The organism is Streptomyces sp. NBC_00234 (genome assembly GCF_036195325.1).
GTDB lineage: Bacteria > Actinomycetota > Actinomycetes > Streptomycetales > Streptomycetaceae > Streptomyces.
The window spans coordinates 7,137,793-7,150,468 of sequence record NZ_CP108101.1; the positions used below are offsets into that span (position 1 = coordinate 7,137,793).

Genomic DNA, 12,676 nt, shown 5'->3' on the forward strand with positions numbered 1-12,676 from the left:
GCGCCGGCGAGGGCCTGCTCGACGAACGTACGGCCCTCGTAGCCGGACCCGCGTGGCCTGCCGCCGGGCCGGACCGGAGCGAACGGTCCGGCCCGGCCCAGCGGCATCGATGGCGATCAGCCGGCGACGGTGGCGAGGTCGCCCGGCGCGTAGGCGCCGCCCTGGTTGTTGAGCATCACCCCGAGCCGGTTGGTCGCGTTGATCATGGCGATCAGGGAGACCAGCGCGATGACCTGGTCGTCGTCGTAGTGCTTGCGCACGCGGTCCCAGGTCTCGTCGGACACCCCCTCGTAGCCGTCGATGATGCGCGTGCCCTCCTCGGTGAGGGCCAGCGCGGCCCGCTCGGCTTCGGTGAACACGCTGGAGTGACGCCAGGCGGCGACCAGGTTCAGCCGGGCCGCCGTCTCGCCGGCGGCTGCGGCGTCCTTGCCGTGGATGTCGACGCAGAAGCCGCACCCGTTGATCTGGCTGGCGCGCAGCTGCACCAGCGCCTGGGTGGGCTCGGGCAGCGGCGACTCGTTGATGACCTGGCTGACGGCGAAGATCCGCTTGCCGATCCTGGCGCCGGTCTCGTTCGCGAACAGGTTCATACGGGGTTCCATCACAACGTCCTCGCTCGGGGAATCGTGTGCCGTGCGGATCGTCCGCGCAGCATCCTGACGCCCATGAGTCGCCGGCCGTCCCGGCCCTGTGACAGCACGGCGATGTGACGCAGGCCACTGGGCTCCTGTGTCACAGGACAGTGAGGAGCGGCGACTTGTGCGTGGGACGGAACAAGCGACGTGCAGACAGGAGCCGACCGTGGACGAGGAAACCGGGCGAACAGCGGGCACCACCGGGCAGGGCGCTCGCGCCGGAGGCTCGGACTCCGCCACCGAGGCGTTCGTCGCCCACCGCAATCTGCTGTTCACCGTCGCGTACGAGATGCTCGGCTCCGCCGCCGATGCCGAGGACGTCCTCCAGGAGACCTGGCTGCGCTGGGCGGACATCGACCACGCCACGGTGCGGGACCCGCGTGCCTTCCTCGTCCGCATCACCACCCGCCAGGCGCTGACCCGGCTGCGTACGCTGCGCCGGCGCAAGGAGTCCTACGTCGGCCCCTGGCTGCCCGAGCCCCTGCTCACGGCGCCCGATGTCGCCGAGGACGTCGAACTGGCCGACAGCGTCTCCATGGCGATGCTGCTCGTTCTGGAGACGCTCGCGCCGACCGAACGGGCGGTGTTCGTGCTGCGCGAGGTGTTCGACGTCGGGTACGACGAGATCGCGCAGGCCGTCGACAGGTCCGCCGCCGCTGTCCGGCAGATCGCCCACCGCGCACGGGCCCACGTCGCGGCACGCCGACCGCGTGAGACCGTGACCCCGGCCGAGGCGCGCAGCGCGCTCGCGGCCTTCCGGCTGGCCGTCGAAACCGGCGACATGCGGCGCCTGCTCGACATGATCGCTCCGGACGTCGTACTGCTGACCGACGGCGGCGGCGTCGTACGAGCCGCCCTGGAGCCCGTCGTGGGCGCCGCGGCGGTGGCCGACGTGCTGACCAGACTCAGGTCCGCGACCTTCCAGCCGGCGCAGGTCAACGGCCACCCGGCTCTGCTCCTGCGCACGGGCGGCGGGATCGACACCGTCCTGGCGGTACGGCTGGAGGGTGGCCTCATCACCGGCCTCTACGCCGTCCGCAACCCCGAGAAGCTGTCACGCGTCGACCGGGAGACCGCGGTGGGCCGCTGAGCCCGGACCCTCGGTCGGGCGGGCCGGCCTCCTGGCAGCGGCCGGCTCCGCCCCGGACTCCGACGGCTCGGCCCCGCCGTACCGAGCCCTGCCGGACTCAGGGGATCAGCAGCCAGTCCGCGCCGACGGCGGCGGCGAGTCCCGTGCCCAGGAGCCAGCTGGCGAGGCGCGTCCGCCCGTTTCTGCTGAGTTCGATGACGATGCCGCAGAGGATGAGCGCCAGCCCGTACACGCCGACCACCAGGACGGAGGACCGGCTCGCGATACGCAGGGCCAGGACCACGGCCATGGCCGCCATACCCACCGAGGAGAGGGCGATTCTGAGGTGGCGCGCCTGACGTGGGGTCAGTCTCTGCGCTGTGTCGTCCGGTTCGGGTATCTCCGCGTCCGCATCCGCGCTCCGGTCCTGCGCTGTCGCCGCGTCCGCATCCGTGCTCCGGTCCTGCTCTTCTTGCCGGTCCCCGTGAGAAGTGCTCATGATGGCGGATCGTAATCGCTCACCGATTCGCCCGGGCGGCGGGCCGCGGCGATTCGGCCTAGGTCGTGTCCGCCCTAGTGCCGCAGGCGGGGCGCCTCGCCAGCCGCGTCCACCGGCTGGGGGCTCGCCTCCACCCGTCCGGCCAGTTCCTCGGCCCAGGTGATCAGTGAGCCGACGCCGATGCCGTACGGATCCGCGTCCCGGTATCCGGAGATCGCGACCGCCCCGCGCCGCAACAGCCGTGCCCCGCCTTCCGTGTTGCCCCGGGCGGAGTGGGTCAGGCCCACGGCGAGCTGGGCCAGTCCCCGCCACAGGTCGCGCTCCGGTTCCGGGCCCGACTTCCAGGCGTCCTCGAACACCTCGTGCGCGTGGAACGGCATGCCCGCGTCCAGGAGCCGTTGAGCCTCCCGCACCGTCTCCTCGGGGGTACGCACCACACCTTCGGGCTGCCGCTCCACTCCCGGAGTCCCGTAGGGCAGGGGGCGCCCCAGTCCGTCCCGGGGGCGTGCGTTGCGCGCCCGGCCTTCTGGATCACGGTCCCTGTGCGTCTCGTTCACCCTCCGATTGTGCCTCGCACCTGCGAGGAACTCTCGGAACCCTGTCCGCGGGGCACCTCGCGCGACTAGTCTCGGCAGTCGTCGTTGCCATACTTTGGGGAAGGGTAGGCATGAAGCCGTCCCGGCCGTTGTACGAGCGGGAACCGGAACTCGCCGCTGCCGCACAAGCCGTGGACGCCCTGTGTGGCGCCCAGGCATCCGGCGGGCTGCTGGTCTTCAGCGGCGAGGCGGGGATCGGCAAGACCGCGCTGCTCGCCGAGGTCCGCTCGATCGCCGCCGGCCGCTGCACCGTCTGGTCCGCACGGGGCGGCGAGACCGTCACCTCCGTGCCGTTCCACGTCGTACGCCAGTTGCTCCAGCCCGCCCTGGACCAGTTCCCCGCGGACGAGACGCGCGCCCTGTTCGGTGACTGGTACGAGATCACCGCTCCCGCGCTCGGCCTCGCCGAACCGACCGGTCCGCAGCCCGACCCGCAGGGTGTCCGGGACGGCCTCGACTTCGTCGTGGGCCGCCTCGCCTCGCGGCTCAGCCACCGCCCGCTGCTGCTCATGGTGGACGACGCCCACTGGGCCGACGGCGAATCCCTCGCCTGGCTCGCCTCGTTCACCGCGCGGCTGGGCGAACTGCCGGTCCTCGTCGTCCAGGCGCACCGCCCGCAGGAGCTCGCCGAACGCAACGCCGCACTGAACGCAGGGAACACCGATGCCGAGGGGCACAACGCCCTCGTCCGCGTGGCCCTGCGCGCGCTGACGCCGGACGCCACGGCCGAGCTCGTCCGCGCGGGTCTGGGCGAGCACGCCGACGACCCCTTCTGCCGCGAGGTGTGGGCCGTCACCGGCGGGAACCCGTACGAGGCCGTCGAACTCGTCGCCAAGGTGCAGGACCGTGAACTGCCGCCCGTCGAGGAATCCGCGGGGATGCTCCGCGAGCTGGGCGCGTCGGCACGCGGCAGCGGGCTCGTCGCCCGACTCGAACGGCTGGGCACCAATGCGAACCGTTTCGCCTGGGCCGCCGCCGTGCTCGGCACGGACATCTCCCAGGAGGTCGCCGCCACCCTCGCCGGAATGAGCTCGGCGGAGGCCGCGGACTGCACCGCACGGCTGCGCGACGCCCGTATCGTCAGCGGCTTCGACCCGCTGGAGTTCGTCCATCCGCTGATCGCCACCGCCGTGTACCGCTCGATCCCGCCGGCCACCCGCACCGCCTTCCACGGCAGGGCCGCGTGGGCCATCACCCGGGCGGGCCTCGGCGCCGCCGCGGCCTCCCGGCATCTGCTCGAAGTCCACCCGGACGACGACCAGGAAGTGGTCGCACAGCTCCGCGAAGCCGCGGGCCAGCATCTTGCGGTCGGCGCCCCCGAAGCGGCCAGGCGCTGCCTCGAACGCGCCCTGGAAGAGCCTCCGCGACCGCAGGACAAGGCGGCCCTGCTGTACGAACTGGGCTGCGCCACGCTGCTCAGCTCGCCGCCCACCACGGTTCAGCACCTGCGCGCGGCCCTGGACATGCCGGGCCTCGACGACGACCTGCGGATCGACGCCACCTTCCGGCTCGCTGCGGCGCTCGCCCACAACAACCAGCTGAAGGAGGCGGCGATCTCGCTCGCCGCCGAGGCGTCCCGCACCGCCCCGGGTCCCGGCCTGATGCGCCTGCAGGCCGCGCACTTCCTCTGGGAAGGCATGCAGGCGGTCGAGGACGACGGGCCCGCCCGCTCGCGCAGGCTCTCGCGCAACGCGGACCATCTGACCGGCCGGGACAACGCCGAGCGGGCCCTGCTCATCCTGCGGGCCTTCGACGCCATGCTCCGCGGCGAGAACGCCCACCTCGTCGTCGACCTCTGCGAACGCGCCCTCGTCGACGGACACCCGGCCCGCGGCCTCGACTGGACGGACACCGAGTGGGGATTCGAACTCCCCACCATGGTCGGCATCACCTTTGCCTTCACCGACCAGCTCGACCGGGCCGAGGAACTCTTCGGGGAAGCCGTGCGCGCCTTCGAGATCTCCGGCTGGAGCGGTGCGCACCTCGCGTTCGCCCACACACTGCTCGGACTCGTCCACCGCCGTCGCGGACGCCTCGCCGAGGCCGAGGGATTCCTCCGCGAGGGACTGCGTCTCGCCGACCGTGTCGGCAGCGGGCTCCCCGTCCACTGGGACGCGGCCTGCCTGCTCATCGACACGCTGCTCGCCCGCGGCCGGATATCCGAGGCCCGGCTGGTCGCCGACCGGTACGAGTTCGGTGCGCCGTATCCCAGTGCCATGGTCCTGCCGGACGGCCCGTGCGTCCGGGGCCGGCTGCTGCTCGCCGAAGGCCGTACGAAGGATGCCATCGCCGAACTCGAAGCCGCGGGCGCCGCGATGGAGGCCCGCGAGCGCTTCAACGGCATCTGGGCCCCGTGGGCCTGCGACCTCGCCCGCGCCCTGGCCGACGAGGACCCGGTCCGCGGCGCGCAGCTCGCCGCCCGGGCCCGTGTCCACGCCGAACGGTTCGGAACGGACACGGCGATCGGCGAGGCCCTGCGCTGCGTCGCTCTCTTCGCACGGGAGGAGGAGGCCACGCACCTGCTGTCCGAGGCGGTCCGCCATCTGGAGAGGAACCCGAAGACGGCCACGTACGAGCACGCGCTGGCCCGGTTCGACTACGGGGTCGCCGTCCGTTCCCCGCGGGAACTGGCCAGGGCCCAGAAGATTGCCACGGCCTGCGGGGCGGAGGGTCTCGCGACCCGCGCCCAGCAGGCACGGGCGTCATTGCGGGCCTCGGAGTGAGGTAATGTTTCCCATGCGCGGCCACCCGGGGCAACCGGGAGGTAACGCATCGGGACGTGGCGCAGCTTGGTAGCGCACTTGACTGGGGGTCAAGGGGTCGCAGGTTCAAATCCTGTCGTCCCGACTCGTAAGAGTCGCAGATCAGAGGCCGTTTCAGAGAAATCTGGAACGGCCTCTGACTCGTTTTCCGGGGACCCATTGGGGACCCACTCGCCTTGACCGTGTCAGCGGGCGACCACGATCGGGCTCGGCAGGGCGCCGAGCATCTGTGCTCGACATCCGTGAGGTCGGCGTCGAACCGATTGCGGCGCAGGTACGGCCAGAGGGCTCGAGCATCGACTCACGGCTGTCATCGCAGTCCACCGAAGACATTGCCGATCGGCCCGTTGCGAAGATCACCGAGACGGAAGCACGACGTTCTTCAGTGGCTCTCCTGCGAGGTGGTGCAGGATCTGGGTGCGGATCAGCCGGAGTGCCCGCGGCAGAAAGGCGGAGCTGTTGCCTCCGACGTGGGGACTGATGAGTGTGTTGGGCGCGTGCCACAGTGGATGCCCGGCTGGGAGTGGCTCTGGGACGGTCACGTCGAGGGCCGCGTTCAGCCTGCCGGCCGTGAGCTCGGCGAGCAGGGCGTCCGTGTCCACCACAGCCCCTCTGGAGACGTTCACCAGCAGGGAGCGATCCGGCATCGAGGCGAGGAAGCGCGCGTCGACCAGGCCGCGTGTCTCCTGGGTCAGTGGCACGGTGAGGATCACCACGTCGGCCTGAGGCAGGAGTTCGGGCAGCTCGTCGATCGCGTGGACGTGGCCGCGCGGGGAGGAACGGGCTGTGCGGGCGACGCGTAGGAATGCGCATTCGAAGGGGGCGATCCGATCCTCGATCGCGGCGGCGATGGAGCCGTAGCCGACGAGCAGCACGGTGCAGTCGGCCAGCGCGGGACGGAAACCGCTCCGCCATTCCTGGACGTCCTGGGCGCGAACGAAGTCGGGGATGCCGCGGAGGGACGCGAGAGCGAGCGTCACGGCCAGTTCGGCGGTGCTGGTGTCGTGGACTCCCCTGGCGTTGCAGAGAGCGACGCCAGCGGGAACGTGTTCCACCAGGTCGTCGACGCCGGCCGAGAGCGACTGGACGACTCGCAGCCGCGGCATGCTCGCGAGAACCCGTACGGCCGCGTCCCCGCTGCCGTAGGGGATGACGAGGAACTCCACCGTGGCGAGGTTCTCGGCGTCCGGTGGGCTGTCGGTGCCGTCCCACACCCCGACGGGCAGATCATCGGGCAGGCCGCGAACGTCCGCTGCCGGATACGGCAACAAGAACCGGGCGGCGCTCTGACCAGCTGGACGGTCCAAGGAATTCACGGGCCGAACCTAGACGATCGGTCGGCGGTGGGGTGGTGGGCTCGACGGGCAAGTCCGCCGCATCCTCGTTCGGACGAACGGGGAGCGGCGGTTCGCGGTGATGGACGAGGGCAGTGCCCGCCCCGGCCTCATTGGTGAGTCATACGACTACAGGGGCGCGGACCGACTCCGGGCGGCCGTCGATCGTCTCGCCGTGGCAGGCGTCGTACCCGCGGTGCCCGATAGTGGACGCAGGGGGCTTCGTCCGAGACCTCGGAGCCGCAATGGACCGCTACCCTCCCATCGCCGAGCACGGCCTGGTGGGCGACCTGCAGACAGCCGCGCTCGTGTCGTCGCAAGGCGTCGTCGACTGGTTCGCGGCGCCCAGGTTCGATTCGCCCAGCATCTTCGCCGCCCTGCTCGATCACGACGGCGGCGGGTACCTGCGGCTTGCTCCCGAGCACCCGGACGGGACCTGCAAGCAGCTCTACTACCCGGACACCGCCATCCTGGTGACCCGATTCCTGTCGCCGGACGGGGTGGGCGAGGTCCTCGACTTCATGCCGCCCGACCGGACCGGTACCGCCAGCGACAGGCACACTCTCATCCGCATGGTCCGCGCTGTGCGGGGCAGCGTCGACTTCGCGCTGGAATGCCGGCCTCGTTTCGATTACGGCAGGGCCGAGCACGAGCTCGACCTCGGGCAGGACGGTGCCGTCTTCAGGTCGGCCGGGATCGACGGGTACCTGCAGACCACGTTTCCGCTGGAGCGGGACGGCCAGGACGTTCGCGGGAAGGTGACGCTGAGCGACGGCGAGTCCGGTGGTGTCGTGTTCACTGTCTGTGCGTCAGGCGGCGATGCGCCCGCACCTCCTACCGCCGACTGGTTTCATGGGCAGTTCGAGGAGGTCAGCCAGTTCTGGCGGCACTGGCTGCGTAAGTCCCGCTACCGGGGGCGGTGGCCCGAGCTGGTCCACCGCTCGGCCATCACCCTCAAGCTCCTGACCTACGCCCCCACCGGCGCGCTGATCGCGGCAGCGACCATGGGCCTGCCCGAACAGGTCGGCGGTGAGCGCAACTGGGACTACCGCTTCACCTGGGTACGTGACGGCGCGCTGTCCGTACGGGCGATGCTGGAACTCGGTTTCGTCGAGGAGGCCACCGCGTTCGTCCACTGGCTGGTGGACAGGCTCGAGGAGCGCGAGGGCATGGAGGGGGAGCCGCTCCAGACGATGTACCGGATCGACGGAGACCCTGACCTGCCCGAAGAGACACTCGAACACTTCGAGGGCTACCGCGGCTCCGCCCCCGTCCGCATCGGCAACGGCGCCGCTGACCAGCTCCAGCTGGACATCTACGGCGAAGCCCTCTACGCACTGTCCCAGGGGTCCGAGATCGCGCAGCAGGCCAGCTTCAAGGGGTGGCATGCGCTGGCCCGGACGCTGGACTGGTTCGCCGAAGCCTGGGACCGGCCGGATGAAGGCATCTGGGAGACGCGGGGCGGCCGGCAGGACTTCACCTACAGCCGGGTCATGTCGTGGCTGGCCTTCGACCACGGGCTGCAACTCGCCGAGCGCTTCCGCAGGCCCGCCGATCTGGAACGGTGGCGCAAGGCCAGGGACGCCGTGTTCGCGCAGGTCATGGAACGCGGCTGGAGCGAGAAGGAGCGCGCCTTCGTCCAGCACTACGACGGCGACGTCCTGGACGCCTCGCTGCTCCTCATGCCCATGGTCGGATTCATCGCTCCACGGGACCATGCCTGGCTCTCGACGCTCGACGCGATGGACCGCAAGCTCGTCTCCGACAGCCTCGTATACCGCTACGACCCCGCCGCGTCGCCGGACGGTCTTCGCGGTTCGGAGGGCACGTTCAGCCTGTGCACCTTCCTCTACGTCGACGCGCTGGCCCGGGCCGGGCGGGTGTCCCAGGCCCGGTACACCTTCGAGAAGATGCAGATCTACGCCAACCACGTGGGGCTGTTCGCCGAGGAGGTCGGTCCCGGCGGGGAGCAGCTGGGCAACTTCCCGCAGGCGTTCACCCACCTGTCGCTGATCATGGCCGCCATCACCCTCGACAAGGCGCTCGACGCCGAGGACGGACGCTGAGCAGTGGTCACACGATCCCGCCCCGCGGGTGGTCCCACGCTGACGGCGGCGGAGTCCTCCGCGCTCTACCAGCGCCTTGTCCCGGGCGCGGGCGAGTCGCAGAGCGCACGGGCCATTTCACGCCGGCCAGGCTGGAGAAGTCCCAGTGTGCCGCCCTCGAACCCTTGCGGCCCGATGAGCCGGGGTTGACGGTGGACGCCGACGCCCCCCAGGCCCGTGTCGATGAGGCGGCCAACGCGCACTCGGCACCGCCCCCTTGAGTGCGCCGTGCGCCGTCCGAACTCGTCGACTCGCTGCTCCCGAGAGGGACCGGTAGCTTCGAAAGAGCCACCGAATCCGATCACGCGGGCGCGTCCCCTGTACGCCGTACCCCGCGCCCCTCAGGACGGGCGCGACGACCAGGACGGCCCGCGACTTCCAAGAACGGGATCTCCGCATGGCTTACGACCAGCACTACGACGTCATCGTCATCGGTACCGGGGCCGGCGGCGGTACTCTCGCGCACCGGCTCGCTCCCACCGGCAAGCGGGTGCTGATCCTTGAACGCGGCGACTACTTGCCGCGAGAGCGGGACAACTGGGACTCCACCGCAGTCTTCGTCAAGGGCAAGTACCGCGCGCCCGAGTTCTGGTACGACAAGCACGGCAACGAGTTCCCGCCGGAGGTCAACTACTACGTCGGGGGCAACACCAAGTTCTACGGCGCCGCACTCTTCCGGCTGCGTCCCGAGGACTTCGGAGAGCTGCGCCACCACGACGGCGTCTCACCGGCGTGGCCGATCCGCTACGAGGACCTGGAGCCGTACTACACACAGGCCGAGCAGCTGTACCTGGTGCATGGACGGCACGGCGAGGACCCGACCGAAGGTTCGGCGAGCGGCCAGTATCCGCACCCGCCGGTGGAGCACGAGCCGCGCATCCAGCAGCTCAGCGACGACCTCGAGAAGAAGGGGCTGCACCCCTTCCACCTCCCCATCGGAGTGAACCTCACCCAGGACGAGAACGGCCGGGCCACGCACGCCAGCGCCTGTATCCGATGCGAGCGGGTCGACGGCTTTCCCTGCCTGCTGGGCGCCAAGTCCGACGCCCAGGTGATCTGCGTCGATCCCGCTCTGAAGCACGACAACGTCACCATGCTCACGGGCGCCGACGTGCGGCGGCTGGAGACCGATGCGACCGGACGCACCGTCACCGGAGTCGTGGCGGAGTTCGACGACGGAAGCACCCAGGTGTTCCGCGCCGACATCGTGGTGGTCGGCTGCGGCGCGGTCAACTCCGCCGCCCTTCTGCTGCGTTCGGCGAACGACAAGCACCCCGGCGGTCTGGCCAACAGCTCGGACACGGTGGGCCGCCACTACATGCGCCATAACAACCTCGCGCTGATGGCGGTGTCGAAGGAGCCCAACCCGACCAGGTTCCAGAAGACCCTGGCCCTGCACGACTGGTACCTGGGGGCGGATGACTGGGACTTTCCGCTCGGCGGCATTCAGATGCTCGGCAAGTCCGACGCCGAGCAGATCCATGGCGAGGCCCCGCGCTGGGCCGGCGCAGTCCTGCCGGACATGCCGTTCGAGATGCTGGCCCACCACGCCGTCGACTTCTGGCTGTGCGGCGAGGACCTTCCGCTCCCCGAGAACCGGGTCACCCTGGACCAGGATGGTGCCATCCACCTGGCGCTCGACGAGAAGAACAACATCGCCGGGCTCAAGCGCCTCCAGCACAAGCTCCAGGGCATGCTCGGCCACCTGGGCATGCACGAACACCACTTGCTGTCGCACAGCATCTATCTGCACAAGGGCATGCCCATCGGCGCCACCGCACATCAGGCCGGCACCGTCCGGTTCGGCGACGACCCGAAGAGCTCCGCACTGGACGTCAACTGCAAGGCCCACGACCTGGACAACCTCTACGTCGTCGACACGAGTTTCTTCCCGAGCATCGGGGCCGTGAACCCGTCCCTGACCGCCATCGCCAACGCCCTGCGGGTCGGCGACCACATCGCGGCCCGCCTGAGCTGACTTGATGCGAGGGCGGGCCGTACACGGCAATCAGGCACATAATGCCCCCTCTGGGTCGGGGGCACGCCGGATAACGCAGCCGGACGAGCACAGACCATCGAGCTTCCCCCGAGAGCGGCTGGAGTGGCTGGTTGCGCCGTACGGATGACTCCGGCCGCCCTGGGGGTGCGGCGAGTCTGCCGCCCCTGCCCCGGCCTGCTTGTCTGGGCGGCTGAATCAGCCTGCGTTGCGGTGCGATGGGTGTGGAGACGTAATGAGTCAACTGGATCTGGCGCGCTTGCAGTTTGCGATGACGTCGATCTACCACTTCCTGTTCGTCCCGGTGACCATCGGGCTGAGTCTGCTCACGGCCGTGCTTCAGACCGCCTGGCACCGAGGCGGGCGGCCCGAGTACCTGCGGCTGACGAAGTTCTTCGGGACCCTGCTGGTGATCAACGTCGCCGTCGGCGTGGTGACCGGCCTGGTCCAGGAGTTCCAGTTCGGCATGGACTGGTCGGGCTACGCCCGCACGGTGGGTGACGTGTTCGGGGCGCCACTGGCCATGGAGGGCCTCGCGGCGTTCTTCCTGGAGTCGACCTTCCTCGGCCTGTGGATCTTCGGCTGGGACAAGCTGTCCAAGCGCGTCCACCTGGCGACGATCTGGGCTGTGGCAGCCGGCAGCGCACTGTCGGCGCTGTTCATCATGGCGGCTAACTCCTGGATGCAGCACCCGGTCGGCTATGCCATCGACCCGTCCACCGGCCGACCGCAGCTCAACGACGTGTGGGCGCTGTTCACCAACCCGGTCTTCCTCCGCGGCTACCTGCACGTGGTGCTGGCTGCCCTGGTCACCGGTTCGATGGTCATGCTCGCCGTCTCCGCATGGCACCTGCGCAAAGACCTCCGCGACGACGAGGCAGGCGTCGAGAACAAGGGTGACCCGCAGAAGACGAAGGATTCGGCCTCGGCGTTCCGGCTGTCTGCCCGCTTGTCCCTGTTGGTCCTGGTGCCCGCCTGCATGTTCGCCATGCTCGTCGGCAGCGAACTCGGCGTGACCGAGGGCAAGTACCAACCGATGAAGATCGCTGCCGCAGAGGCGCAGTGGGAGACCTGCCAACCCTGCTCCTTCTCGCTCTTCCAGATCGGCGGCGGCAACGGCGACCAGACACCCACGCAGATCCTGGAAGTCCCCCACCTGCTGTCCCTGCTGGCCACCAACCACTGGAACGGCAAGGTCCTCGGCCTCAACGAGGTCAACAGCCAGTACGAGCAGGCGTACGGTCCGGGCAACTACGTGCCCAACGTCTTCATCCAGTACTGGTCAATGCGCGTCATGGCCTACCTGTCCGTGCTCGCCCTCCTCGTCGGCCTGTGGGGCCTGTGGCTGCTGCGAGGCAAGCGGCTCACGCACTCCCACTGGTTCCTGACCGCCGCGGTCTGGGCCGTTCCGCTGCCGTTCCTCATCAACACCGCCGGCTGGCTCCTCACCGAGAACGGCCGCCAGCCCTGGATCGTGCAGGGCATCCAGCTGACGAAGGACGGCGTCTCCTCCTCCGTCAGCACCACCGAGGTCGCCATCAGCATCGTGGCCTTCTTCCTCCTCTACGCCGCACTGGCCGTCGTCGCCGCCGTGCTGATGACACGCCACGCCCGAAAGGGCGCGGGCCCCACGCACAAGGACGACCAGCCCGCCCCCGAGATGACCTACTGAGGTCACGA

General features: G+C 70.0%; 9 protein-coding genes and 1 tRNA gene. 6 read left to right on the forward strand and 4 right to left on the reverse strand.

All coding sequences use genetic code 11. From position 1 onward, the window contains the following. Positions 1–116 precede the first annotated feature (116 nt). Positions 117–602: a carboxymuconolactone decarboxylase family protein gene (locus tag OG230_RS31290; protein WP_328907098.1), complete on the reverse strand. Its 486-nt coding sequence runs from the start codon at positions 600–602 to the stop codon at positions 117–119. A gap of 199 nt (positions 603–801) precedes the next feature. Here OG230_RS31290 and OG230_RS31295 point away from each other — a divergent pair, with 199 nt between their 5' ends. After that, on the forward strand, positions 802–1,725 hold the full coding sequence (locus OG230_RS31295; protein WP_328907099.1) for an RNA polymerase sigma-70 factor: 924 nt from the start codon (positions 802–804) through the stop codon (positions 1,723–1,725). 97 nt (positions 1,726–1,822) lie between these two features. Here the strand turns inward: OG230_RS31295 and OG230_RS31300 are convergent, their stop codons facing one another. Both OG230_RS31300 and OG230_RS31305 read right to left on the reverse strand, forming a co-directional pair. Then, positions 1,823–2,203, reverse strand: a complete 381-nt coding sequence (locus tag OG230_RS31300) for a hypothetical protein (RefSeq protein WP_328907100.1) — start codon at positions 2,201–2,203, stop codon at positions 1,823–1,825. Between the two features lie 74 nt (positions 2,204–2,277). Then, positions 2,278–2,760, reverse strand: a complete 483-nt coding sequence (locus OG230_RS31305; RefSeq protein ID WP_328907101.1) for a DUF309 domain-containing protein — start codon at positions 2,758–2,760, stop codon at positions 2,278–2,280. Positions 2,761–2,870: 110 nt separating this feature from the next. Here OG230_RS31305 and OG230_RS31310 point away from each other — a divergent pair, with 110 nt between their 5' ends. Both OG230_RS31310 and OG230_RS31315 read left to right on the forward strand, forming a co-directional pair. Next, entirely contained in the window at positions 2,871–5,522 is a 2,652-nt protein-coding gene (locus tag OG230_RS31310; protein ID WP_328907102.1) for an ATP-binding protein, read from the forward strand. A gap of 50 nt (positions 5,523–5,572) precedes the next feature. Then, positions 5,573–5,646, forward strand: a tRNA-Pro gene (locus OG230_RS31315). A gap of 271 nt (positions 5,647–5,917) precedes the next feature. Here the strand turns inward: OG230_RS31315 and OG230_RS31320 are convergent. Further along, positions 5,918–6,877 carry a 2-hydroxyacid dehydrogenase gene (locus OG230_RS31320; RefSeq protein WP_328907103.1) on the reverse strand — a complete coding sequence of 320 codons (960 nt, stop codon included), beginning with the start codon at positions 6,875–6,877 and terminating at the stop codon, positions 5,918–5,920. Between the two features lie 263 nt (positions 6,878–7,140). On the opposite strand from OG230_RS31320, the gene OG230_RS31325 reads away from it, so the two are divergent. The 3 genes from OG230_RS31325 to OG230_RS31335 all read left to right on the forward strand — a co-directional run bounded on the left by OG230_RS31325 (position 7,141) and on the right by OG230_RS31335 (position 12,668). Beyond that, positions 7,141–8,961: a glycoside hydrolase family 15 protein gene (locus tag OG230_RS31325; protein ID WP_328907104.1), complete on the forward strand. Its 1,821-nt coding sequence runs from the start codon at positions 7,141–7,143 to the stop codon at positions 8,959–8,961. Positions 8,962–9,397: 436 nt separating this feature from the next. Then, on the forward strand, positions 9,398–10,978 hold the full coding sequence (locus OG230_RS31330) for a GMC family oxidoreductase (protein ID WP_328907105.1): 1,581 nt from the start codon (positions 9,398–9,400) through the stop codon (positions 10,976–10,978). A gap of 253 nt (positions 10,979–11,231) precedes the next feature. Beyond that, positions 11,232–12,668, forward strand: a complete 1,437-nt coding sequence (locus OG230_RS31335; RefSeq protein WP_328907106.1) for a cytochrome ubiquinol oxidase subunit I — start codon at positions 11,232–11,234, stop codon at positions 12,666–12,668. Positions 12,669–12,676 lie beyond the last annotated feature (8 nt).